21 protein-coding genes and 4 tRNA genes are annotated in these 23,937 nt (G+C 70.6%); 9 read left to right on the forward strand and 16 right to left on the reverse strand.

What is annotated here, in order from left to right; genetic code table 11:
- Positions 1 to 18 precede the first annotated feature (18 nt).
- The 6 genes from IF12_RS0114010 to IF12_RS0114035 form a co-directional block, all read right to left on the reverse strand.
- Positions 19 to 504, reverse strand: coding sequence for a hypothetical protein (locus IF12_RS0114010; protein ID WP_030159284.1), 486 nt, complete (start codon positions 502 to 504; stop codon positions 19 to 21).
- An 85-nt stretch (positions 505 to 589) separates the two neighbouring features.
- Complete coding sequence (locus tag IF12_RS0114015; protein WP_030159287.1) at positions 590 to 1,132, reverse strand: HdeD family acid-resistance protein; 543 nt, start codon at positions 1,130 to 1,132, stop codon at positions 590 to 592.
- 133 nt (positions 1,133 to 1,265) lie between these two features.
- Positions 1,266 to 3,401 carry an MMPL family transporter gene (locus IF12_RS0114020; protein WP_051704383.1) on the reverse strand — a complete coding sequence of 712 codons (2,136 nt, stop codon included), beginning with the start codon at positions 3,399 to 3,401 and terminating at the stop codon, positions 1,266 to 1,268.
- 120 nt (positions 3,402 to 3,521) lie between these two features.
- Complete coding sequence (locus IF12_RS0114025) at positions 3,522 to 4,193, reverse strand: response regulator transcription factor (RefSeq protein ID WP_030159291.1); 672 nt, start codon at positions 4,191 to 4,193, stop codon at positions 3,522 to 3,524.
- The gene (locus IF12_RS0114030) at positions 4,190 to 5,329 is read right to left on the reverse strand and encodes a sensor histidine kinase (protein WP_051704384.1); all 1,140 of its coding nucleotides are present in this window, start codon (positions 5,327 to 5,329) and stop codon (positions 4,190 to 4,192) included. Before IF12_RS0114030 ends, IF12_RS0114025 begins: the two co-directional genes overlap by 4 nt.
- 63 nt (positions 5,330 to 5,392) lie before the next feature.
- On the reverse strand, positions 5,393 to 7,741 hold the full coding sequence (locus IF12_RS0114035) for a Tex family protein (RefSeq protein WP_030159295.1): 2,349 nt from the start codon (positions 7,739 to 7,741) through the stop codon (positions 5,393 to 5,395).
- A 131-nt stretch (positions 7,742 to 7,872) separates the two neighbouring features.
- On the opposite strand from IF12_RS0114035, the gene IF12_RS0114040 reads away from it, so the two are divergent.
- The 3 genes from IF12_RS0114040 (at position 7,873) to IF12_RS0114050 (ending at position 8,164) form a co-directional block, all read left to right on the forward strand.
- Positions 7,873 to 7,945, forward strand: a tRNA-Gly gene (locus IF12_RS0114040).
- 24 nt (positions 7,946 to 7,969) lie between these two features.
- Positions 7,970 to 8,041: transfer RNA gene (locus tag IF12_RS0114045), tRNA-Val, on the forward strand.
- 49 nt (positions 8,042 to 8,090) lie between these two features.
- Positions 8,091 to 8,164: transfer RNA gene (locus tag IF12_RS0114050), tRNA-Cys, on the forward strand.
- 108 nt (positions 8,165 to 8,272) lie between these two features.
- On the opposite strand, the gene IF12_RS23100 is transcribed toward IF12_RS0114050, so the two are convergent.
- Positions 8,273 to 8,770, reverse strand: a complete 498-nt coding sequence (locus IF12_RS23100; RefSeq protein WP_051704385.1) for an Hsp20/alpha crystallin family protein — start codon at positions 8,768 to 8,770, stop codon at positions 8,273 to 8,275.
- Between the two features lie 206 nt (positions 8,771 to 8,976).
- On the opposite strand from IF12_RS23100, the gene IF12_RS0114060 reads away from it, so the two are divergent.
- Both IF12_RS0114060 and IF12_RS0114065 read left to right on the forward strand, forming a co-directional pair.
- The gene (locus tag IF12_RS0114060; protein WP_133884347.1) at positions 8,977 to 10,947 is read left to right on the forward strand and encodes a TPM domain-containing protein; all 1,971 of its coding nucleotides are present in this window, start codon (positions 8,977 to 8,979) and stop codon (positions 10,945 to 10,947) included.
- A gap of 93 nt (positions 10,948 to 11,040) precedes the next feature.
- On the forward strand, positions 11,041 to 11,754 hold the full coding sequence (locus IF12_RS0114065) for a PspA/IM30 family protein (protein WP_030159301.1): 714 nt from the start codon (positions 11,041 to 11,043) through the stop codon (positions 11,752 to 11,754).
- 176 nt (positions 11,755 to 11,930) lie between these two features.
- Here IF12_RS0114065 and IF12_RS0114070 read toward each other — a convergent pair whose 3' ends face one another.
- Positions 11,931 to 12,494: a GNAT family N-acetyltransferase gene (locus tag IF12_RS0114070; protein WP_030159304.1), complete on the reverse strand. Its 564-nt coding sequence runs from the start codon at positions 12,492 to 12,494 to the stop codon at positions 11,931 to 11,933.
- 121 nt (positions 12,495 to 12,615) lie between these two features.
- On the opposite strand from IF12_RS0114070, the gene IF12_RS0114075 reads away from it, so the two are divergent.
- Positions 12,616 to 13,590, forward strand: coding sequence for a phosphotransferase family protein (locus IF12_RS0114075; RefSeq protein ID WP_051704386.1), 975 nt, complete (start codon positions 12,616 to 12,618; stop codon positions 13,588 to 13,590).
- 4 nt (positions 13,591 to 13,594) lie between these two features.
- On the opposite strand, the gene IF12_RS0114080 is transcribed toward IF12_RS0114075, so the two are convergent.
- The 4 genes from IF12_RS0114080 to IF12_RS0114095 all read right to left on the reverse strand — a co-directional run bounded on the left by IF12_RS0114080 (position 13,595) and on the right by IF12_RS0114095 (position 17,349).
- On the reverse strand, positions 13,595 to 14,131 hold the full coding sequence (locus IF12_RS0114080) for a DUF4188 domain-containing protein (protein ID WP_133884346.1): 537 nt from the start codon (positions 14,129 to 14,131) through the stop codon (positions 13,595 to 13,597).
- 116 nt (positions 14,132 to 14,247) lie between these two features.
- Positions 14,248 to 16,620: a phosphoketolase family protein gene (locus IF12_RS0114085; protein ID WP_030159310.1), complete on the reverse strand. Its 2,373-nt coding sequence runs from the start codon at positions 16,618 to 16,620 to the stop codon at positions 14,248 to 14,250.
- A 130-nt stretch (positions 16,621 to 16,750) separates the two neighbouring features.
- Positions 16,751 to 16,996 (reverse strand): hypothetical protein, encoded by a 246-nt coding sequence (locus tag IF12_RS0114090; RefSeq protein WP_133884345.1) that lies wholly within the window; start codon positions 16,994 to 16,996, stop codon positions 16,751 to 16,753.
- Positions 16,996 to 17,349, reverse strand: coding sequence for a winged helix-turn-helix domain-containing protein (locus IF12_RS0114095; protein WP_035749092.1), 354 nt, complete (start codon positions 17,347 to 17,349; stop codon positions 16,996 to 16,998). The genes IF12_RS0114090 and IF12_RS0114095 overlap by 1 nt, the downstream gene beginning before the upstream one ends.
- A 114-nt stretch (positions 17,350 to 17,463) precedes the next feature.
- On the opposite strand from IF12_RS0114095, the gene IF12_RS0114100 reads away from it, so the two are divergent.
- The 3 genes from IF12_RS0114100 to IF12_RS0114110 all read left to right on the forward strand — a co-directional run bounded on the left by IF12_RS0114100 (position 17,464) and on the right by IF12_RS0114110 (position 18,976).
- A complete protein-coding gene (locus IF12_RS0114100; RefSeq protein ID WP_030159315.1) occupies positions 17,464 to 18,123 on the forward strand; it encodes a GNAT family N-acetyltransferase in 660 nt (219 codons plus the stop codon).
- Entirely contained in the window at positions 18,120 to 18,788 is a 669-nt protein-coding gene (locus tag IF12_RS0114105) for a GNAT family N-acetyltransferase (RefSeq protein ID WP_030159317.1), read from the forward strand. The genes IF12_RS0114100 and IF12_RS0114105 overlap by 4 nt, the downstream gene beginning before the upstream one ends.
- A gap of 115 nt (positions 18,789 to 18,903) precedes the next feature.
- A tRNA-Gly gene (locus IF12_RS0114110) sits at positions 18,904 to 18,976 on the forward strand.
- A 200-nt stretch (positions 18,977 to 19,176) separates the two neighbouring features.
- On the opposite strand, the gene IF12_RS0114115 is transcribed toward IF12_RS0114110, so the two are convergent.
- From IF12_RS0114115 to IF12_RS24210, 4 genes are all read right to left on the reverse strand, one after another.
- Complete coding sequence (locus IF12_RS0114115) at positions 19,177 to 19,827, reverse strand: TetR/AcrR family transcriptional regulator (protein ID WP_030159319.1); 651 nt, start codon at positions 19,825 to 19,827, stop codon at positions 19,177 to 19,179.
- Positions 19,828 to 19,949: 122 nt separating this feature from the next.
- A complete protein-coding gene (locus IF12_RS0114120) occupies positions 19,950 to 21,446 on the reverse strand; it encodes an MFS transporter (protein WP_197034720.1) in 1,497 nt (498 codons plus the stop codon).
- A 403-nt stretch (positions 21,447 to 21,849) separates the two neighbouring features.
- Positions 21,850 to 22,020 carry a hypothetical protein gene (locus tag IF12_RS25675; RefSeq protein ID WP_156036838.1) on the reverse strand — a complete coding sequence of 57 codons (171 nt, stop codon included), beginning with the start codon at positions 22,018 to 22,020 and terminating at the stop codon, positions 21,850 to 21,852.
- Positions 22,021 to 22,149: 129 nt separating this feature from the next.
- On the reverse strand, positions 22,150 to 23,793 hold the full coding sequence (locus tag IF12_RS24210; protein ID WP_051704389.1) for a serine/threonine protein kinase: 1,644 nt from the start codon (positions 23,791 to 23,793) through the stop codon (positions 22,150 to 22,152).
- Positions 23,794 to 23,937 lie beyond the last annotated feature (144 nt).

Below are 23,937 nucleotides of genomic sequence, written 5' to 3' on the forward strand. Positions count from 1 at the left end.
CGCGGGCCCCTCGCCGCGTCAGCGGGTCGGGAAGAGCACGACCGGCTCGGTGCACTGCCGGTCGGGCAGGCCGATGTCGGGCTCGTCGATGCAGATCGCGACCGTCACGTACTCGATGGGCTCGGTCACGGCCGCGCTGAGGGTGAACCGGTACTCGAAGCTCGACTCCTGGTTGGACAGGGGCTGGCGGTGGAAGTCCACGGCCTGGTCGCGGGAGAAGGCGATGAACTCGAGGTGCCGGGTCCTGGGTTCGACGCGCAGGCAGGGGCGGTCGTAGTGCTTGGTGGTGGTGGCCTTGCCGACGACGTCGACGGTGGGGACGACGATGATCCGGGGCCACTCGGCCTCGCCGGCGGAGTAGTACTCGGTGCAGAGGTCTTCGCCGAGGTCCTTGACTTCGAACTGGCTCGCGGCCGCGGAGGCCGGGCTGGCCGCCGCGAAGGCGAACAGGACGCCGGCGACGATCGCGACGGCGACGCGCAGGGGGCTGGGAGGTCGGTGCATGGTGCTCCGTTCGGCTCGGTTCCGGAATGCGCCCAACCTCGCACTCGGTCACAGGATATTTACGTCCATAAATATCCCGGATGTCTCAGCGCGCGTCAAGCTCCTTGGCGAGCCTGCGGAGCCGAACGCTGGTGATGACCGTGAGCAGGCCCCAGACGATCGCGAAGAACCCGATGGTGACCACGAGCGCGACCGCGCCTTCGCCGGGCCTGGCGAGCAGGAGGACGCCGAGGACGACCGCGGCGAGGCCGGAGAGGACGAAGAGCCAGCGCCCGCCGGCGTCGCCGGTGAGGCCGAACCCGCTGACGATCGAGGCGAGGCCGATGATGATCGCCCAGAAGGCGATGACGTAGAGCAGCGCGACGGCGGTGATGCCGGGCCAGAGCATGGCGACGAGGCCCGCGATGACGCCGAGGACGCCGATGACGATGAGGAACCCGCGCCCGGAGGAACGCCGGGCGCCCATGAGGATCGCGGTGAGGCCGTCCACGATGGCGTAGGCGCCGAAGAGGATGACGAGCGCGAGGATCGTGATGCCGGGCCAGAAGACCGCCAAGGCGCCGAAGACGATGGTGAAGACGCCGCGCAGCAGCACCCAGGCCCAGTTCTTGGCGAGCAGTGCCAACATCGCGAACACCCCGTTCCACCTGTGAGGACACTCCGGAACCCCAGGCTAATCCCCACTGGAGCGGCGTAGGCGTTTTCGGACGAACGCGAACGGTGCCACGGCGCGAAGCGCCGTGGCACCGTTGGTCCCTCTCCTAGCTGACCGTCACGGGCTCGCGTTCTTCGGCGGGCTTCGGGTCGGTCTCGGGTTCGACGGTGAAGTGGGGGAGGACCCTGTCGAGCCACTTCGGCATCCACCAGGCGGCCCGGCCCATGACCTTCATGACGGCCGGGACCAACAGGCAGCGGATCACGATCGCGTCGATGAAGATCGCCACGGCCAGTCCGATCCCGAACTGCTGCAAGAGCCTCGCCTCGGAGAGCATGAACGCCCCGAACACCGACATCATGATCGCCGCAGCGGCCGTGATCACGCCTCCCGTGGACGCCAGGCCCCTGCGGACCGCCTCGATCGGCTCGCCGGTGCGCACCCATTCCTCGCGCATCCGCGAGACCAGGAACACCTCGTAGTCCATCGACAGTCCGAAGACGATCGCGAACATCATGACCGGCACGAACGCCTCGACCGGGCCGGGGCTGATGCCGAACATGCCCTCCTGGAAGATCCAGGCGACCACGCCCAGGCTCGCGCCGATCGTCAGCAGGTTCAGGATCGCGGCCTTGACCGGGATGAGGATCGAGCGGAACACGACCATGAGCAGCAGCATCGACAGGCCGACCACGAACAGCAGGAACAGCGGGGCCTTCTCGACCATGATGTCGCTGAAGTCGATCGCGGCCGCCGTCGAGCCGCCCACGAGCTGCTCGCCCTCCACGTCGCCGAGCACGTCGTCGCGCAACTGGTGCACCAGGTCCACCGTGGCCTCGTCGGCCGGCCCGGCCTTTCCGGCGACCGTGGACATCCACAGGTCCTCGCCGATCGCGAACGGCGGCGAGACCGCGTCCACTTCGTCGAGCCCCGCCATCGCGTCGAAGGCCGCTTCGGCCTCGGTCTGCGTGCCGTCCGTGACCACCAGCAGCGGGCCGTTGAAGCCCTCCCCGAAGCCCTCGGAGAGCAGGTCGTACGCCTCGCGGGTGGTCGATTCCTCCGCGTCCGTGCCCGCGTCGGCGAAGCCCAGCCGCAGGTCCAGCAGCGGCGCCGACAAGGCCACCAGGCCCGCGGTCACGACCGCGATCGCGGCCCACGCGCCCTTCTCCACGAACTTCGACCAGCCCTCCCAGCGGCTGCCGGGCGCGCGCCGCGACTTCGCCGCGCGCTTGCGCACCGCCTTCTCGATCCGCCTGCCGAACAGCGCCAGCAGCGCGGGCAGGAGCGTCACCGAGGCGAGCATGGTCACCAGCACGGTGAGCGCCACCGCGATCGCCACCGACTGCATCGAACCCAGGCCGAGCGCGAACAGCCCCAACAGCGCGACGATGACCACCGAGCCGGCGAACAGCACCGACCGCCCGGCCGTGTCGAGCGCGACCGCCGCGGCCGCCTTGCGGCTCGCCCCCGAGGTCAGCTCGGCGCGGAACCGCGCGAAGATCAGCAGCGCGTAGTCCACGCCCACCCCGAAGCCGATGAGGAACATGATGGGCGTCAGGAACGTCGGCAGCGTGACCACATGCGACACGAGCATCGACAGGCAGAACGTGGTGCCCACCGCGAACACGGCGGTGATGAGCGGCAGGCTCGCGGCCAGGAACGAACCGAACATGAGCACCAGGATCACCAGCGCCGCGAGCATCCCCACGCCCTCAGCCGCACCGCCGCCGCCCTCGGCCGCCTCGCGGATCACGTCCCCGCCGAGCGCGAAGTCCACCTCGCCGCCCGTAGCCTCCTCGACCAGCGGGATCAAGTCGCCCGCCTCGGCGGCGGTCCCGTCGAACACGGCGGTCGCGTACCCGACCGTCCCGTCCTCGCTGATCGCGCCGTACTCGTCGAAGGGATCGCTCACGCCCGCGATCCCGGGCGCGGCGGCGACCTCGGCCAAGAACGCCTCGATCCGGTCCCGCTCGGCCGCGACGTCGTCGGCGGCGAACACCACCTGCACCGTGGTCTCGTTCGCTTCAGGGGCCCGCTCGTCGAGCAGGTCGGACAGCGCCTGGGACTCGGTGCCGGGCATCGAGTTGTCGTCCTCGAACGCCGAACCGACCGCGCCCGAAGCGCCGACGGCCGCACCGAAGACCAGGACCCACAGCAGGAGGGCGATCCAAGGGCGGCGCTGCGTCCAATGCGACAGCCGCGCCATCGCCGAAGGCTTCGCGGAGGCAAGGTGTGAACTCATACCGACGACTATCGGTGCCAGGGCACCCGCGCCGCATCGGCTCGGCAGCGGCAATCGACGTACGACCCAGGGGTCAGGCCCGCGCCCGCGCGTACCTCCCCGGTCGCACGGCCCGCGGCCTCACTCGCCGTCGGTCCAGGTCGGACGCACCAGACCCGACTCGTACGCGGTGACCACCAACTGCGCGCGGTCCCGCGCCGACAGCTTCGACAGGATCCGGCTCACATGCGTCTTCGCCGTCGCCGGCGACAGGAACAGCGCCCCGGCGATCTCGTCGTTGCTCAAGCCTGTGGCCACGAGCTTGAGCACCTCGGTCTCGCGCTCGGTCAGCGCGTTCAGCTTCGAACTCGGCTCGGGCCTGGCGATCCTTCCCGCGAACTCGCCGATGAGCCGCCGCGTCACCTTCGGCGCGATAAGCGCCTCCCCGGCCGCGACCACCCGGATGCCCCGCAGCAGCTCGTCCGGATCGGTGTCCTTGAGCAGGAACCCGCTCGCCCCGGCCCGCAGCGCCCGGTACACGTAGTCGTCCTCGTCGAAGGTCGTCAGGATCACCACCTTGACGCCGTCGAGCTTCGGGTCCCGCCCGATCCGCTCCGTCGCCTCCAGGCCGTCCATATTGGGCATTCTGATGTCCATGAGCACCACGTCCGGACGGTGCCTGCGCGCCAACTCCAGCGCCTCGGCCCCGTCACCGGCCTCGGCGACCAGCTCGATGTCCTCCTCGTCGCCGAGGATCGAACCGAAACCGGCCCGCACCAGCCGCTGATCGTCCACCAGCATCACCCGGATCACGCCTGCACCTCCAACGGCCACGTGGCCTCCACGGCGAAGCCGCCGTCATCGCGCGGCCCCGCGTAGAAGCTACCGCCGAGCCCTTCGGCCCGCTCGCGCATCCCCGTCAGGCCGTTCCCGACCGCCTTGGCCCCCTTGGCCTCGCCCACCCCGTCGTCGACCACCGACACCGCCAGCGTCGACGTGCCCGTGACCACCTTGACCTGCACCCGCTCGGCCCTCGCGTGCCGAAGCACGTTCGTCAGCGCCTCCTGCACCACCCGGTACGCCGCCGCGTCCACCGCCACCGGCAGCGGCGCCTTCCCGTCCACCCGCACGTCCACCTCGACCCCCGAGTCCCGCGCGGCCTCCACCAGCGACGGCAACTGGTCCAGACTCGGCCCCGGACCGGTCGGCGCGTCCGCGCCCGCCTCGCGCAGCACCCCCACCATCGCCCGCAACTCCCGCAGCGACAACCGGCTCGTCTCCTCGATGACCTGCAAGGTCTCCTCGGTCCTGAACGCCGGGTTGCGCTTGAGCCTGCGCAGCGCCGCCGCCGTCTGCACGTTGATGAGCGACAGGTGGTGCCCCACCGCGTCGTGCAGCTCCCGGGCGATCCGCAGCCGCTCCTCTGCCACGCTCCGCTTCTGCGTCTCCGCGAGCGCCACCGCGGTCTCGTCCCGGTACCGCCGGTAGTGCGCCACCACCGCACCGATCGCGGGGACCGCGATGATCCACCCGCCGAGCATGAACGTCTCGCTCGCGGTGATGTGCGCGAAGTCCGCCAGGATCTCCGAGGTGACCACGATCAGGAACGTCGTAGCCGCGATGACCGACGCCGCGATGACCCGCCCCAGCGCCGCGAGCGTGTACAGCGCGATGACGAAGCCCAGGAGCATCGGCCCGTCGATCGACGACGCCGGGTAGTACACCAGGGTCGCCGCCAGCGTCACGAGCGTGACCGTCAGCGGATACGAGGAGCGGAAGAACAGCACGACCACCGAGATGGCCACCATCACCCACCCCAACTGCTCGTTGAGCCCGGGCGGGTCACGCAGTTTCAGCGTCGCCTGCACGAACGACCAGCCCAGGACGATCACGGCGTTGACGGCCCCGATGATGAGGTCGCCTACGCGATCGGAGAAGCGGTCCAGCACGCGTCCAGCTTAGAGAGGAGCGCCCGGCCGCGGCCGGGCGCTCCGAAATCGCCAGGACGGGCCCTAGGCGAGCCCCGCGCGCTTCAGCGCCTCGGCCATCGCGCTCTGCGGCGCGCTCTGGCCCCCGCGCTGGCTCGGCTGGCGGCGGCCGTTCCCCTTGCCGCCGTTGCCCTTACCGCCGCCGCCCGAGCGGTTCCCGCCGCCCTGGCCGCCTTGGCCGCGGCGCTGGCCGCCGGCCTCGGGCTCGTCCTCCAGGCGCATCGTCAGCGCGATCCGCTGGCGCTGGAGGTCGACGCTGATCACCTTGACCTTGACGACGTCGCCGGGTTTGACGATCTCGCGCGGGTCCTCCACGTAGCGGTTGGCGAGCGCCGAGATGTGCACCAGGCCGTCCTGGTGGACGCCGATGTCGACGAACGCGCCGAACGCGGCGACGTTGGTCACGGCCCCTTCCAGGAGCATCCCGGGCTGGAGGTCGGCGACCTTCTCGACGCCCTCCTTGAAGGTGGCGGCCTTGAACTCCGGGCGCGGGTCGCGCCCGGGCTTCTCGAGTTCGGCCAGGATGTCCGAGACCGTCGGGACGCCGAAGCGCTCGTCGGCGAAGTCGGCGGGCTTGAGGCCGCGCAGCTTCTTGGCGTCCCCGACGATGGTCCCGACCGAGGCGCCGGTGGCGGCGAGGATGCGCTCGACCACCGGGTAGGCCTCGGGGTGGACCGCCGAGGCGTCGAGCGGGTTCGCCCCGCCCGGCACCCGCAGGAAGCCCGCGGCCTGCTCGAAGGCCTTGGGGCCGAGGCGCGGCACGCCCAGCAGGGCCTTGCGGTCGGCGAAGCGGCCGTTCTCGTCGCGGTGGGCGACGATGTTCGCGGCCACGCTCTCGCTGAGCCCGGACACCTGCGACAGGAGCGGGACCGAGGCGGTGTTGAGGTCCACGCCGACGGCGTTCACCGCGTCCTCGACCACGGCCTCCAGGGATTTGGTGAGTTTGGACTCGGTGAGGTCGTGCTGGTACTGGCCGACGCCGATGTGCTTGGGCTCGATCTTGACCAGTTCGGCGAGCGGGTCCTGGAGCCGGCGGGCGATCGAGACGGCCCCGCGCAGGGACACGTCCATGCCCGGCAGCTCCTTGGTCGCGTACGCCGAGGCCGAGTAGATCGAGGCCCCGGCCTCGGAGACGACGATCTTCGACAGTTCGGCGACCCCCGCGAAGGCCTTGAGGAGGTCGGCGGCGAGCCGGTCGGTCTCGCGGGAGGCGGTGCCGTTGCCGATCGCGATGAGCTGCACGCCGTGCTGCTTGACCAGGGCGCCGAGGGTCGCCAGTGAAGCGTCCCACTGGTTCTGCGGCTGGTGCGGGTAGATCGCGGTGGTCGCCAGGACCTTCCCGGTCGCGTCCACGACGGCGACCTTGACGCCGGTGCGGAAGCCCGGGTCGAGGCCCATGACGGTCTTGGGTCCGGCCGGCGCGGCCAGCAGGAGGTCCTTGAGGTTCGCGGCGAAGACCTTCACGGCCTCGTCCTCGGCGAGCTGCCACAGCCGCATCCGCAGGTCCACGCCGAGCTTGACGAGGATGCGGGTGCGCCAGGCCCACGAGACGGTCTTGGCCAGCCACGCGTCCGCGGCCCGCCCTTCGTCGCGGATGCCGAACTTCGCGGCGATCACGGCCTCGCAGTCGACCCCGCCGTCCTCGGTCTCGCCCGGCTCCAGCGATAGCGAGAGCGCCTCCTCCTTCTCGCCGCGCATGAGCGCGAGCACCCGGTGGGAGGGGAGGGTGGTGAAGGTCTCGGCGAACTCGAAGTAGTCGGCGAACTTCGCGCCCTTCTCCTCGGCGCCCTCGCGGACCTTGGAGACGAGCCTGCCGCGCTTCCACATGCGTTCGCGCAGGTCGCCGATGAGGTCGGCGTCCTCGCTGAAGCGCTCGGTGAGGATGGCGCGGGCACCGGCCAGCGCCTGGGTCGCGTCGGTCACCTCCGCCTCGGGGTTGAGGAACGCGGCGGCGGCCGTCTCGGGGTCCTGTGAGGGATCGCTCAGCAGGAGGTCGGCGAGCGGTTCCAGGCCGGCCTCGCGGGCGATCTGGGCCTTGGTGCGGCGCTTGACCTTGAAGGGCGCGTAGAGGTCTTCGAGCCGGGCCTTGGTGTCGGCCGCGTCGATCGAGGCGGCGAGCGCCTCGGTGAGCTTGCCCTGCTCGGCGATCGACTCGAGCACCGCCTTGCGGCGGGCCTCCAGTTCGCGCAGGTACCCGAGCCGCTCTTCGAGGGCGCGCAGCTCCTCGTCCGAGAGGCCCCCGGTGGCCTCCTTGCGGTACCGGGCGATGAACGGGACGGTTGAGCCGTCGTCGAGAAGCGCGACGGCCGCACGGACTTGGTGAGCGCCGACCGAGAGTTCTCCGGCGATGCGTTGATCGATAGCTTGAGCCACGGATGGATTCTGCCAGAGTGCTGCGACAACTTCGTCCGAAGCCGTAGCCCCCACCCCCCGGTGGACGCTCCGTGCGGCATTGGGTAAAGTTCTATCCCGTCGCCGGGGAACGAAAAAGCCCTGGAAGACATGCGGACGTAGCGCAGTTGGTAGCGCGACACCTTGCCAAGGTGTAGGTCGCCGGTTCGATCCCGGTCGTCCGCTCGGAGCTCGAAAGAGCGCTGTCCCGGACGATTAGCTCAGCGGGAGAGCACTCCCCTGACACGGGAGAGGTCACTGGTTCAATCCCAGTATCGTCCACCGAAGCGAAGAGGCCCGGGTCGTACAACCTGGGCTTTATTCGCATCAGGGTGGGTTGTCCGAGTGGTTAGGTAACGGCCTGCAAAGCCGTGCACACGGGTTCGAATCCCGTACCCACCTCCACTCCAATACCGAATGAGCGTAAGGCGAAGGGCCCCGGATCACTCCGGGGCCCTTCGCCTTGCCCGCGTTTTCCGCGCGGTTCACTGTGGCCGGACCGTCTCGGCCCGACTACTCGGTCTCGGTCTCCTCTGCGTCGGCCTCGATCTCGGGCAGGACGCCGTTGACCGGGATGCGCTGCGCGGTCGGGGCGGGTTTGACCGCGCCGGTGACGCGCACCTGGAGGAGGCCGTCGGCGACCTCGGCGCTCACCTGGTCGGGGGTCGTGCCCTCCGGGAGCGTGAACTCGCGGCTGAACGATCCGGCCGAGAGTCCTCGCACGAGGTAGCGGTCGCCTTCGGCGGCCTCGCGCTCGCGGCGCTCGGCGGTGACCGTGAGGCGCCTGCCCTCGACCTCGACCGTGACGTCCTCGGGGCTCACGCCCGGGACGGCGGCGGTGACGACGAGATCCTCGCCTTCGGTGTAGACGTCGGCGCGCAGGGTGCTCTGGACGGCGGCGCGGCCGAAGCCGAGCCGGACCAACCGCTCGAACTCGCGGTTGAGGTGACGGTTGAGATTGCCGTCGAACTGCCGGAACGCGGCGTGCGGGTGCTGGTAGCGAACGATCATGGTGGCTGTCTCCTTCCTCGGATTTAGCACTCTCGGGTCTAGAGTGCTAATGCTCGATACAGCGCCTGAGGGCCCGCGAATATTTCGGCCGTGACGCACACCACTGGTCCGGAGTGGTCGCACGCTCGGGCCCAAATCTTCGATACCCCGGTGTGAACAGGGCATTCGCTCCTAGACTGACACCGTTTTCGACCGAGGGGGGTTGCGTGCGCACGCGTTCGATGCAGGCGTCGCTGGCGGCGCTCGCGGCGCTCGCCCTCCTCGCCGCGGGCGCTCCGGCGGCTGCGACGGCCCCGATCCAGCTTTCCGGGCCCGTCACCGACCGGGTCGCGGCGGTCGCCGGCGACGAGGACCGGATCGAGGCGGCCATCGCCGACCTCGAGTCCGAGACCGGGATCGGTCTCTACGTCGCCTACATCGACGACTTCGGCGGCTACACCACGCAGGAGTGGGCCGATGCCACCGCGGTCGACAGCGGGCTCGGGACCGAGGACCTGCTGCTGGTGATCGCCACCGAGGAGCGCCGCTACACGTGGTCGGTCGCCGCGGCGTTCCCGCTCACCGACGGCCAGCTCAACGAGGTGGCGTCGGAGCGCATCGCCCCCGAACTGGCCGACGATGAGTGGGCCGAGGCCGCGATCGGCGCCGCCGAGGGCTACAAGGACGCCTACCGCGGCGGCTCCGGCTCCTCCGGTTCCTCCGCGGTCGTGTGGGTCCTGATCCTTCTCGTGGTCGCGGCCGTCGTCATCGGCCTCGTCCTGTGGCGGCGCGGGCGTGGCAAGGCCACGTCCGTCGGCGCCCCGTCCGCCGGCCGGCAGCGCAAGCTCACCGTCGAGCAGCTCGACAACGAGGCCAACCGGCTCCTGGTCGAGACCGACGACGCCATCCGTACCAGCGAGCAGGAACTCGGCTTCGCCGAGGCCGAGTTCGGCACGGAGCAGACCGCCGCGTTCGCGGCCGTGCTGGAGGCGGCCAAGGCCGAGCTGAGCGCCTCGTTCAAACTCCGCCAGGAACTCGACGACGACATACCGGAGACCGAACCGCAGCAGCGCGAGATGCTCGCGGCCATCATCGAGAAGCTCGTCAAGGCCAACAAGGACCTCGACGCCAAGGCCGCCGGCTTCGACAAGCTGCGCGACCTGGGTCGGCGGGCCCCCGAGGCCGCCGCGGCCCTCAAGGAGCGCGCCGCGGTCCTGGCCCCGAAGATCACCGCCGCGCGCGGCACCGTCGAAGACCTCCAGCGGCGCTACCCCGCGACCGCCCGCGCCACGGTCAAGGACTTCCCCGGCACCGCCGAGGACCGCCTGCACTTCGCCGCCGCGCAACTCGACGCGGCCGAGGCCGCCGTGGACGCGGGCGAACGCGGCCGGGCCGCGGTCCTCGTCCGCGCCGCCGAAGAGGCCACCGCCCAGGCCGAGCAGGCCGTGGACGCCGTCGCCCGCCGCGCGGTGGAACTCGACGACGCCGCCGCGCGCCTGCCGGGCGTCCTTACCGAAGCCGACGCCGAAGCCGCTGAGGCCGAACGGCTCGCGGCCGGATCGGGCGCGGCGGCCAAGGCCGCGCGCCTGCGCGGCGCCGTCGCCGCGATCCGGTCCGCCGAGGGCCCGGTGGACCCGCTGGAGGCCGTCGCCGCCGTCGAACGCGCCTCGGCCGAACTCGACCGGGAGCTCCAGGCGGTGCGCGACGCGGCGCAGAACGCGCAGCGCGCCCGCGAGCAGTTCGACCGCGTCCTCATGAGCGCGCAGAGCACCACCGCGGCGGTCGAGGACTACGTGAACACCAACCGTGGCGCGGTCGGGCCCGAGGCCCGCACCCGCCTCAACGAGGCCAAGCAGGAACTCTCGCGGGCGCTCGCGCTCAAGGACTCGGACCCGTCCGGGGCGCTCGAACGCGCGCACCGCGCCGACGAGCTGGCGAACGCCGCGTCCGCTGCCGCGCAGCGCGACGTGCAGGGCTACCTCGGACCGAGGCAGACGGCGCCCTCGTCGGGCGGGAACGCCGGGGCGATCCTCGGCGGCATCCTCCTGGGCGGGATGCTCGGCGGTTCGGGACGATCCTCCGGCCGCAGATACGGCGGTGGTTTCAGCGGCGGCTCCGGGGGCCGGCGCGGCGGAGGACCCGGCTCCTTCGGCGGCGGCGGCACCCGGGGCCGGCGAGGGGGCGGCGGCCGATTCTGACCCGGGAGCAGGCCTCCCGGCCTCGCCGGCGCATCAGCATTTCATTGCACCAGAACCTCATCGCATCAGGACTTCAGCATTCGAGGAGTGGACATGACCAAGAAGCAATCGGTCTTCGGGCGGATCGGGCAGCTCGTCAAGGCGAACGTCAACGACGTCATCGACAACGCCGAGGACCCCGAGAAGATGCTCGCCCAGATGGAGCGCGACTACAAGAACTCGATCGCCGACGCCGAGAGCTCCATCGCCGAGACCATCGGCAACCTGCGGCTGATGGAGGACGACTACAACGCCGACAAGCAGGCCGTGGAGGAGTGGGGCACCAAGGCCCGAAACGCGAGCGTCAAGGCCGACCAGCTCCGCTCCGAGGGCAACGGCGCCGAGGCCGACCGGTTCGACAACCTCGCGAAGGTCGCCCTGGGCAAGCAGATCGGCTTCGAGAAGGAGATGAAGGACGCCGAGCCGGTGATCGCGAGCCAGAACGAGGTGGTCGAGAAGCTCAAGCAGTCCCTCACCACCATGAAGTCGAAACTGGCCGAACTCCAGTCCAAGCGCAGCAGCCTCGCCGCGCGGCAGAAGACCGCGCAGGCGCAGAAGCAGGTCACCGAGGCGCTCGGCAGCATCGACGTGATGGACCCGCTCAGCGAGGTGAGCCGCTTCGAGGAGAAGGTCCGCCGCGAGGAGGCGAAGGTCCGCGGGCAGCAGGAGATCGCGATGTCCTCGCTGGACAACCAGTTCGAAGACCTCGACAGTCTCGGCGACGACGCCGAGATCGAGGCGCGCATGGCGGCGCTCAAGTCGCAGTGACCGCGAGGCGGGCCCCAGCGGCCGGGGCCCGCCACCCGCGGCTCTATCTAAGCCAAGAGGAACCCACGGACCACTCGCGCATCGGGCCGCAGCCGCGATCAATCAGCGCCCCGACACCCCGCACCGACGCCGATCCGCCGCTGCGGCCAATCAACCGCCCGCCATCCCGCCCGGCGTCAGTTCTGCGGCCCGCCACCGGTACGCAGGTCGAGCTCCCACACCTGGGCCGTCAAATCGTCCTGCCCGAACAGCCGCACCGGCTCCTCGCTCGCGAGCGTGAACCCGGCCGCCCGGTACAGGCGCAGCGCCGGGTGCAGCATGCTCGTCGTCCACAAGGTCATCGCCGTGTACCCCTGCTCCCGCGCGAAGTCGACGCACCGGCGCACCAGCATCGTCCCGACGCCGCGCCCGCGCCCGGCCGGCTCGACCCACAGCAGCCGCAGCTTCGCCGTGTCCGCGTCGGGGTTCCCCGGGTCGGCGCTGACGCACAGGATAGACCCGACCGGTCTACCGTCGATCTCGGCGATCCACCCCGCCTCGCGCTTCGGCCCGTCCCCCGCGCCGTGCTCGGCCGCAAAGTCGGCGACGATGCGCGCCACGAGCGCCTCGTACTCGCCGTTCCACCCGTAGTGCTCGGCGTAGCCCTTGCCCTGGCTGTAGACGATCCAACCCAGGTCCCCGGGACGCAGGCCGCGCAGGACCACCGGGGCCCGCGACCGGTCCGTCGACGCCTCCGCCATGCCGCCTCCGATCCTCGCGTCCGACCGGTCCACGCTATGCCCGGCAGACCTGCGGGACAAGGCCCGCCGCGAGTCCCGTTTCAGGATTGCCGTCCGCGCCCGCGGCGGCGAGAATGACGCGATGGAGATCGCCATCCGCCCCAAACTCGACCGCGCCGCCGTCGAAGCCCTCGTCCGCGAACGCCTCGGCGAGGACCTCGAGTTCACCGCCCACGAGGAGTTCACCGACGGCTTCTTCAACGCCGCGCACGCCCTCGACACGGCCGACGGCCGCCGCCTGGTCGCCAAGATCGCCCCCGACAAGGACCTCAAGCTCCTGCGCTACGAAGTCGACCTCATGGCGACCGAGATCGAGTGCTTCGAGCGCGCGATCGCCGCGGGAGTGCCGATGCCGCGGCTGTGGTACGCCGACCCCGAAGGCGGCGTCATGATCATCGACCGCCTCGACGGCCATTCCCTACAGAAGATCCGCGAGGACATCCCCGCCGACGAGCGCCCGGCGCTGCGCAGGCAGATCGGGGCGATGAGCGCGCGTTTCGCGCTGGCGGCCGGTGAGCGGTTCGGCTATCCGCGCAGGAGCGGGCGCACCATGGCCGACACCTGGGGCGAGTCGTTCTGCGCCATGGTCGGGGACGTGCTGGCCGACATCGCCGAGCACGGCGCGCCGCTGCCGCGCCCGGTCGAGTCGGTCGCGGCGCTGGTCGCGGCCGAGCGGGGTCTGCTGGACGAGGTCGACCGGCCCGCTCTGGTCCACTTCGACCTGTGGGACGGCAACATCTTCGTGGAGCGCACCGCGTCCGGTTGGGGCCTGGAGGCGTTCATCGACGGCGAGCGCGCCTTCTACGGCGATCCGATCGCGGAGCTGGTGTCGCTCAAGCTCATTCCCGAGGAGGAGTTCCCGGCCGTCGTGGACGGCTTCCTGGGGCGGGCGATGACGGCGGGGGAGGAGCGGCGGCTCGCGCTCTACACCGTGTACCTCATGCTCATCCTCGTCGCCGAGTGCCCCGTCCGCGGCTTCGACGCCGAGCAGACCGAGCATCAGATGGCCTGGGCCACCGAGACGCTCGTGAAGACGCTGGCGTTCCTGGAGGGCTGAGGCCTCAGTGGACCCCGCCGGCCTCGTGGTCGCGGCGGTCGTCCTGCCGCTCGTCGTGCCCGTGGTGGTGGCCGTGGCCGTGGTCGTGGTCGTCGGGGTCGGTGCGCGTGGCGTCCTTCTCCTTGGTGGCCTTCGCGAGTCCGTAGGGCGGCATGTTGATGTACGAGGTCTCGTGCTCGCCGGCCTTGACCCGGTACAGCTCGTGCCACAGGCCCACGTCGCCGTTGTCCTTGACGTTGCGGTTGAACCACTTCCAGAAGCCGCGGTGGGCGTGGGCCTGCGCGTGGGCGTACTCCTCGAGGTGGTCGGCGCTGCGCCAGTACTGGACGACGGCGACCACTCTGCCGCCGATCATGGTCCGCGAGTCCAGCAGGCCCAGTTCGGGGCGGGACTCGAGTTCGCGGACCATCTTGGGCATCGAGGCGAGCACCGGCACCCACTTGCCGAGCTTCCAGAACTTGTTGATCCGCATGCCGACCGTGAAGACCACGAAGTCCTCGTCGTAGTCGACGACGACGCGACCGGTCCTGACCTTCGCCACGTGCAGTCCTCCAGGGGATTCGCGAGAGTGCCTCCCCTAACAGGTGTACCAGGTGCGTACGCGCGGCTCAAGTGGCGTACCAAAACCGTCTACATCGCCTTATGTTGCCGCGCAACCTATCCAGGCCAGCTCCATTCGGAGACGGCCGGCAGGTCCTCGCCGTGGGTCCGGGTGTGCTCGCGGGCGGCGTGGCGGGCGTCGACCATGCGCTGCCGCAGGCCCGCGGCGTTGGCGCCGAGGCCTGGCACGCGGTCGATGACGTCGATGACCAGGCGGAACCGGTCGAGGTCGTTGAGCATGACCATGTCGAACGGGGTGGTCGTGGTGCCCTCCTCCTTGTAGCCGCGCACGTGGATGTTGTGGTGGTTGGTGCGCCGGTAGGTGAGGCGGTGGATGAGCGTCGGGTACCCGTGGAAGGCGAACAGGACCGGCTTGTCGGTGGTGAAGACCGTGTCGAACTGGCGGTCGCCGAGGCCGTGCGGGTGCTCGGTGTCGGGCTGGAGCCGCATGAGGTCCACGACGTTGACCACGCGCACCTTCAGCCGCGGCAGGGTCTGGCGCAGCAGGTCGGTGGCGGCCAGCACCTCCAGGGTCGGCACGTCGCCGGCGCAGGCGAGGACCACGTCGGGCTCGGCGCCGTCGTCGTTGGAGGCCCACTCCCAGATGCCAAGGCCCCGTTCGCAGTGGCGCACGGCCTCGTCCATGCTCGTGTACTGGAGCGAGGGCTGCTTCCCGGCGACCACGACGTTGACGTACTGGCGCGAGCGCAGGCAGTGGTCCATGGTGGACAGGAGCGTGTTGGCGTCCGGCGGCAGGTAGACCCGCACGATGTGCGGCTTCTTGTTCAGGACGTGGTCGATGAACCCGGGGTCCTGGTGGGAGAAGCCGTTGTGGTCCTGGCGCCAGACATGGCTCGACAGCAGGTAGTTGAGTGAGGCTATGGGCCGGCGCCAGGGGATGTCGCCGGCGGCGTCGAGCCATTTGGCGTGCTGGTTGAACATCGCGTCGACGATGTGGATGAACGCCTCGTAGGAGGTGAACAGGCCGTGCCGCCCGGTCAGCAGGTAGCCCTCCAGCCAGCCTTCGCACAGGTGCTCGGAGAGGACCTCCATGACCCGCCCGTGCGGGGCCTGGTGCTCGTCGGTGGCGTAGCGCTCGGCCTCCCACTGCCGGTCGGTGGTCTCGAAGGCGGCGCTGAGCCGGTTGGAGGCGACCTCGTCGGGTCCGAAGAGCCGGAAGCGGTCGGGGTTGGCGGCGATGACGTCGCGCAGCCACACGCCGAGGGCCTTCGTGGCCTCGCCGACGGTCCGGCCGTGGCCCTCGACCTCCACTTCGTACTCGCGGTAGTCCGGCAGCACGAGGTCGCGCAGCAGCAGGCCCCCGTTGGCGTGCGGGTTGTCGCTCATGCGGGCCGTGCCTTCAGGTGGGAGTCCGAGGAGTTCGGCGGTGGGCTTCCCGGTCGCGTCGAACAGCTCCTCGGGCCGGTACGAGCGCATCCACTCCTCCAGCATCGCAAGGTGATCGGGGTTCGTGCGCACCGCCGAAAGCGGCACCTGGTGGGCCCGCCAGGTCCCCTCGACGGGGACGCCGTCGACCTCGGCCGGGCCGGTCCAGCCCTTGGGGGTCCGCAGGATCACCATCGGCCAGCGCGGGCGGGTCGCGTCGCCGTCCGCGTCGCGGCGGGCGTCGTCGCGGATCTCGGCGATCCGGTCGAAGCACGCGTCGAAGGTCGCCGCGAGCTGCTGGTGGACCTCGGCCGGGTCGTCGCCCTCCACGGTGAACGGCTCGTAGCCGACGCCGCGGAAGAAGGAGGCGCGGTCCTCTTCGGAGATGCGGGCGAGCATGGTCGGGTTGGCGATCTTGTAGCCGTTGAGGTGCAGGATCGGCAGGACGGTGCCGTCCGAGACGGGGTTGAGGAACACATTGGACAGCCACGATCCGGCGAGCGGCCCGGTCTCGGCCTCGCCGTCGCCGATCACGCAGGCCACGGTGAGGTCGGGGTTGTCGAACGCGGCGCCGTAGGCGTGCGCGAGCGAGTACCCCAGCTCGCCGCCCTCGTGGATCGAGCCGGGGACCTCGGCGGCGACGTGGGAGGGGATGCCGCCGGGGAAGGAGAACTGGCGGAACAGCCGCCGCATGCCCTCCTCGGAGTGGTTCACCGAGGGGTACAGCTCGGGGTAGGTGCCCTCCAGCCAGGTGTTCGCCACGATCGCCGGGCCGCCGTGGCCCGGTCCGGTCACGTAGATCATGTCGAGGCCGCGGGCGGTGATGCAGCGGTTGAGGTGGGCGTAGATCAGGCTCAGGCCGGGGCTCGTTCCCCAGTGGCCGAGCAGTCGCGGCTTGATGTGCTCGGGAAGCAGCGGTTCGCGCAGGAGCGGGTTGTCGAGCAGGTAGATCTGGCCGACGGTGAGGTAGTTCGCGGCCCGCCAGTAGGCGTCGAGGCGCGCCAGCTCCGCATCGGAGAGCGGCGCGGAACGCTTGGCGGGCATGGCGGTTTCGCGAGACGAGTCCATGCGTCCGAGAGTGCCGCATCGGGCGCGGGTTAACCGTGAATCACGAGAATTCCCCGCGCCCGATGCGGTGGCGGCGACACGGGTGCGATGCGCCGCCCCGGCGGTCTCATTCGACCTCTTTGAGCATCCGCTCCATCGAGGCGAGGCGGCTCTTGACCTCGATCAGGGAGGCCCTGATCTCGGAGGAGTCCAGGCTCGCCTTCTCGGCCAGCTCGCGGTAGTTCGCCTCGCGGGCGGCCGAGGCCTTCGCCTTCGACGTGGTCGTGAACGCCAGGATCACCGTGATCACGATCGCGGTGATGAGCAGCAGGAATCCGAAAGCGAACAGCATTCCGGCTTGTCCCATGGGCATTATCCCGTTTCCTTTCCGTGTTCGCCCGAAACGGGCAGCGTGGGCACCAGCGCCTTGATGACCTGCGGGGAGATCGACAGGTCGAACGGGACCGCCTCGAAGTACTTGACGGCCTTGCCGTCCTCCGAGAGCTCCAGTTCACCGGTGACCAGGCCGGCGGCCTGGAGTTTCTGGAGGTGCATGTGCAGCAGCGGACGGCTCATCCCCAGGTCGCGGGCGAGCCGGCTCACATACTGCCGACCGTCCGCCAGCGCCCCGAGGATGCGCAGCCGGTGCGGGTTCGCCAGGGCCGAGCAGGCCGCCAGCAGGGCCGCGCCCGTCATCGTCTCCGGTGGGATTTCCTCCGACGGCATATCAACCATCCTTGTCATATGTAAGAAAAGTCTTACACATGTCAGACACCGATGCAAGACAGGCCCGGGGATTATTCGATTGCCGCCCCGAACCGCCCCCGAGAGAATCGACCCATGCTCGCCGACCACCTCCCCGTCCTGCGGCTCCGCCTGCGCACCGAGCGCCTGGAACTGCGCCTGCCCGCCGACCACGACGAGCTCAGCGCACTGGCCGACACCGCCGCCGCGGGCGTCCACGACCCCGCCTTCATGCCCTTCAACATCCCGTGGACCGACGGCAGCCCCGCCGAACGCGGCCGCAGCGTCGCCCTCTGGTACCACCGGGCCGTCGGCCGCTGGGACGCCGAGCACTGGTCGATCCCCTTCACGGTCTTCCGCCAAGGCGCGCCGATCGGCGTCCAAGTGCTCGCCGGCAAGCGGTTCGCGATCACCCGCGAAGTCGACTCGGGCTCGTGGCTCGGACTCGCCCACCAAGGGAACGGACTCGGCACCGAAATGCGAGCCGCCGTCCTCCACCTCGCCTTCGCGGGCCTGGAGGCCCAGACCGCCAGGAGCGGCTCCTTCGACGGCAACGACGCCTCGGCCGGCGTCTCGCGCCGCCTCGGCTACCACCCCGACGGCGAGGAGTACCTCGTGGTCCAAGACCGGCGCCGCCACATGCAACGCTGGCGCCTCGACCGCGAGAACTGGGAAGCGCACCGCGAACACGAGGTCGCGATCGACGGCCTCGACCAGGACGTCCTCGAAATGCTCGGCCTCGGGACCGACCAATGACGACCCTCGCCGACCACCTGCCGATCTACCGGATCCGGCTGCGCACCGAACGGCTCGAACTGCGCCTTGCCGACACCGAAGCACTGGGCGCGCTGGCCGACGCCGCCGCCGCGGGCGTCCACGACCCCGACTTCATGCCCTTCCTCGTGCCGTGGACCGACGCGAGCCCCGCCGAACGCGGCCGCAGTGTCGCGCTCTGGTACCACCGGAGCATCGGCGCCTGGGACAAAGACGAGTGGCAGCTCCCGTTCGTCGTCTTCCACGAAGGCGCGCCGATCGGGATGCAGGAGATCACGGCGAAGGCGTTCGCGATCACCCGCGAGGTCGCCACCGGCTCGTGGCTCGGACTCGCCCACCACGGCAACGGTTTCGGCACCGAGATGCGCGCGGCCGTGCTCCACTTCGGCTTCGCCGCGCTCGGCGCCGAATGGGCCACGAGCGGCTCGCTCGAAGGGAACCGGGCCTCGGAGGGCGTCTCGCGCAGGCTCGGCTACCGCGAAGACGGCATCGGCCACGAGGTGACCCAAGGGGTGCGGCGCCTCGAACTGCGCTGGCGGCTCGGCCGCGAGGACTGGGAGGCGCACCGGACGCGCGAGGTGGAGGTCGAGGGCGTCGACGAGGAGGTCATGGCGATGCTGGGCCTCGGAGGAGGGGCCGGGGAGTGAGCGGGAGGGACCCGGTTCAGGCGTGAGGCGCGCCCCAATCGGGCCCAAGGCCCCATGAGGCGCCGCCCGCCGATGCGATACAGTAATGCTCGTTCGCGGGGCAACCCTGCGAAATGCGGACGTAGCGCAGTTGGTAGCGCGACACCTTGCCAAGGTGTAGGTCGCCGGTTCGATCCCGGTCGTCCGCTCAACGCGAAGGCCCGGCAGTGATGCCGGGCCTTTCTTCGTGTGCCGGGGTATCGGGGCGGGTTCGGGGCGGACGTAGCGCAGTTGGCGGTACTGGTCGCAGCGCTTCGCGCTGGTGCGACACCTTGCCAACCCGATCGTTCGCTCACGCTGAAGGCCCGGCATTTCCGCTGGGCCCTTCCGCTTCCCTCTGCCCCCGTCGCTACTCCTCCCAGCTCGTCCCCGGCGGCACCCATCGCGCGCCCATCTCCTCGTCGGTCACAGCCGGCCCCGGCAGCGGCCCGGCCCCCGGCGCCCGCAACGCCTGCAAATACAACTCCAGCGTCCGCAACCGCACCCCCCGCGTCCGCTCCGCGTCGCCGATCTCGATCGACGCGATCGACTCGGTGACCATCTGAAGATCCCCGTTCACCACGTCCTCGCGCAGCACCCCGTCCGCCTTGAACCGCTCCAGCAACCGCACGTTGAGCGCATCGCCCTCGACCGCCGCCCGGAACATCTCCTCGCTGGGTGTGAACGTCCCCGCCAACCGCACCGTGATCGACGGCGTGTCCGCGACGACCACGCCCCTCATGAACGCGCAGAACGCCTCCCACGGATCGCCCTCCGACTCCACCGCCTCGCGCACCAGCTCCAGGTACCGGTTCAGACCGTCCCCGCAGAGCTTGCGGAGCAGGTCCTCCTTGCTCGGGTAGCGCCGGTACAGCGCGCTGATGCCGACCCCCGCGCGCTTGGCCACCTCCGCGATCGGCGCCCCCGGATCGGCCACGAACACGGCATGGGCGGCTTCGAGGATGAGCTTGTCGTTGCGGGCGGCCTGCGCCTTGCGCCCGCTCATCGGCTTGTCGGTCATGAAGGCATCCTAACTGGAACAGAGCGATTCATTCTGTTGAGCATCCCCGACCGCACCGCCGCGTACAGCGCCGCGACCGGCCGGGCCCCGACGGGCCCGGCCGGTCGAGCGGTCGAACGTCACTAGTGGTCGGCCCTCGGCTGCTTCGGCAGACCGAACGCCACCAGGAACGCCACCACCGTCAGCACCGCGGTCAGCGCCGCCACCCACTGGGCCGCGCCCATCGCCTCGACGGCCCCGCCGCCGATCGCGAAGCGCCCGAAGAACACCGTCCCCAGACCCGCCACGCCCAGCGCCGCCGCCCCCTGCTGGAACGACTCCAGCAGGCCCGAAGCCGAACCGACCTCGTGGTCCTCCAGGTCACCGACGATGATCCCGAACAGCGGCACGAAGATCATGCCCATCCCGATCCCGTACACCAGCAGCGCGGGCGACAGCGCCCACGTGCCCGGAGCCGTCTCGGCGCCGAACTGGAACCACAGCACCGCCAGGCCCACGGTCATCATCCCGAGCCCCAGGTGCAGCACCCCGCGGCCGAGCTTCGGGGCGAGGCCCGCGCTGGCGCCGGAGCCGATGAACGCGCCGACCGCCCACGCGGCCATGGCCAGGCTCGCCTTGAGCGGGCCGAAGCCGAGGCCGAGCTGGAGGAACAGGCCGACGGCGAGCGAGAAGCCGGTGACCGAGCCGAAGAAGACGACCACGAACGCGAGGCCGGAGGTGTACGAGCGCTTGGCGAAGACGCTCAGCTCGACCAGGGCGGTCCGGCCGGACCGGGCGCGCTTGGCCTGGTTCCGGACGAACGCGGCCAGGACCGGGATGGAGGCGACGAGCATGACGATCGTCCAGGCGGGCCAGCCGAGTTCGCGGCCTTCGACGAGCGGCACGAGCAGCAGGCACATCCCGGCGGCGGCGATGAGTGCCCCGCCGAGGTCGAGCTTGAGGCCCTTGGTGACGGGCGCGCCGGCCGGGAGGACCTTGACGCCCAGGGCGAGCGCGGCGATGCCGAGGGGCAGGTTGATCAGGAAGATCGAGCGCCAGCCGGTGCCGAAGAGGTCGGCGTCGATGAGCAGGCCGGCCACGATCGGCCCGGCGATGGTGGCGAGGCCGATGAGCGGGCCGAACACGGCGTAGGCCTTGCCCATCTCGCGGCCGAACATGTCGCGGATGAGCCCGAAGCACTGCGGGACCATGACGGCGGCGAACACGCCTTGGACGACGCGGGAGGCGAGGAGGATCTCGATGGATCCGGCGGCGCCGCAGGCGAGCGAGGCGAGGAGGAAGCCGACGAGGCCGATCATGAGGACCTTCTTGCGGCCGAACATGTCGCCGAGGCGGCCGCCGGTCAGCAGGCCGACCGCGAGGGCGAGGGTGTACCCGGCGGCGAGCCACTGGATGGTGGAGGCGGTGCCGCCGAGCTCGGTGCGGATCGCGGGAGCGGCCACGTTGACGATCGAGGCGTCGAGGAGGTTGAGGAGGGTCGCGGCGAGGATCGCGATGAGCCCGAGCCAGCGCCGCGGGAACGGCGCCGGCGAAGAAACCGGGGTGATCGGTTCGCTCGGGACCGAAGCGGCGTCGGCGGCGAGGCCGTCGATGGGCGGGGTGTCGACTACGTGAGTCACGGATGCCTCCGGAAAGCTGAGAACAGTGGAACGGAACGCTTGATTCCACTATAACAGACCGGAACGATCTGTTCCACTAGGAGGGCGGAATCTTGCCGGGAACAGGTAAGGTGAATGCCGTCGAACCCGGCGTCAGCCTTCAAAACGGACATCGGGGGGACCCCCGGTATCAACGATGACGCGGGGGTACGACAGTCGATGCGGATCCAGCCGCGAAAGCGGCGCGGAGGGGCCGTTCACGAGGCGATTCACCGGGCACCGAGGTCGGAGGGCGACCAGGTGAGGGCACTGGAGCGATCGAGGGAGGCTCGGCTTCACGAGCGACGTTCAACGACACGTTCGCGATCCGTTGAAGTCGGGTGCGCCCGCCGCGCGCCGCGAAGCGGCGCGGGCGGCGCTGCGGTCAGGTCTGCTGGCCCGCGTTCAGATACCCGAAGATGATGATCATCGCGACCGCCACGATCACCAGCCACATGGTGGCCTTGCGGAACTTGTGCCGGGCCCCGGGGGAGAACCACATGACCGCCGCGAGGATGAGCAGCACCCCGACCACTACGCCGGGGGCAGCGCCCAAGTTGTTTTCCATCTCAGACCAATCACATCAGAGGGTGGTCGTGCACGGACCGTTCTACCGGTCGCCCCCATCATCATTCAGGCCGGGGTCGGGCCGGTCAACCCGCACCGCCGAATCGACGGCCGGGCCTCACCATTCGCAGGTGGTGCCGACGGCGTTGCGGCTGTGGTAGGACAGCGTGATCCTGTCGCCGTGGTCGATGGTCTGGCCCCGGCCGGGGGAGTGCTGCATGACCTCGCAATGCTCCGGTTCGGGGAACATCGCGTAGTACCCGACCTGGGCGACCACGTTCGTGAACCCCTGCGCGTTGAGCGCGTCCCGCGCCTCGAAGGTGGTCATGCCCGTGACGTTCGGGACCTCGCCGCTGCCCTGCACGGGCGCCTGCGACTGCTCGGCCTCGTCCTCGGGCTCGTCCGCATCGGGCGCCGGCCCGGTGCTCCCGCCGCCCCCACCGGTCTCGCCGGGGCCTTCGGCGGTCGAATCCGCAGTGCCCGTGGGCGTCTCGCCCTCCGAAGGCGTGGCCGACGCGGACGCCGAGTCCGACTCCGCATCGTCCGCCTCCACTTCACCGGTGTCCCCATGGGACACCGTCGACGAGGTGTCGACGTCCCCGGGGCCCGCGTCGGCGATCCAGGAGTTCCACGGCGTCAACGTCACCATGAACGGCACCGAGACGACCACGACCACGAGCACCGGCAGCAGCATCAGCAGGACCCGGCGCCGCCGCCTCGGCTCGGACGCCGCTTCGGCGAGCGTCGAGCGCTCGTCCGGCGGCTCCGCACCGGCCGCCGAATCCGGCACGCCCGCAACGGCAGTGCCCGCGCTCGACTCCGATGCCGCCGACCCGGACCCGGAGGCCTCACCGGGCCCGACTCCTGCCGCAGCGACTCCCGCCTCCCCGTCCTGCCGTTCCAAGTCGACGGTGCGGTGAAGCCACACCGGCGCACCCTCGCCGGCGGCCGCGCGGCAGGCCGCCGCCAGCGCCCGGCCCGAAGGCCAGCGCTCGTCCGGGGCCTTCTGGAGCAGCTTCGCGACCACCTGCGCCACCTCCTGCGGCACCGCCTCGGGCAGCGCCGGGGGCTCGGCGTACAGGTGGCCGTGGATCACCGCCGCGGGGTCGGCCGCCTCGAACGGCGGCGCCCCGGTCAGGCACTCGTAGGCCACCGCCCCGAGCGAGTACAGATCGGACGAACCCGTGACCTCCTTGGCGCGCAACTGTTCCGGCGAGACGTATGTGACGGTCCCCAGGACCGAGTCGCCCGGGGTGATCCGCGTCCGGTCGGCGAACAGCGAGATCCCGAAGTCGATCACGCGGACCCGGTCGTCGGCGTCGATGAGCACGTTCCCGGGCTTGACGTCCCGGTGCACGATCCCGCGCCGGTGCGCGGCCTCGAGCGCCTCGGCGGTCTCGGCGACGATCCGCATGGTCCGGGCCGGGTCGAGCGGCCCCTCGCGGCGCAGCAGCTCGGCCAGCGACACGCCCTCGACCAGCTCCATCACCAGGTACAGCGCCCGGCGGTCCCCGTCGAGGTGCTCCCCGAAGTCGTAGACCTCCACGCAGCCGGGGCCCTTGAGGCTCGCCAGGGTCTTCGCCTCGCGCTCGAAGCGCTCGTGCGGTTGCAGCTCCTCGCCGCTGAGACCCGGGTGCATGACCTTGACGGCGACCTCGCGGTCGAGCCGCTCGTCGCGGGCCCGCCAGACCGAGCCCATGCCGCCCGAGGCGACGACCTGCTCCAGCCGGTACCGGCCGGCGATCAGCGTTCCGGAGTCCACGTGCAAACCTCGTTCGGGGCGTACTGCGGCGCCGAGGGGTCGGATCGCCTGCGAGCCAGGAAAGACGAGGTCCGGCGGCTCACGGGCGGGCGCTGCGATCGGGCGGGGTCCACTCTAGGGCGCGCGTGCGAGAAGCTGAGCGAC

This window comes from Glycomyces sp. NRRL B-16210, assembly GCF_000719515.1.
In the GTDB taxonomy this organism is placed as follows: domain Bacteria; phylum Actinomycetota; class Actinomycetes; order Mycobacteriales; family Micromonosporaceae; genus Glycomyces.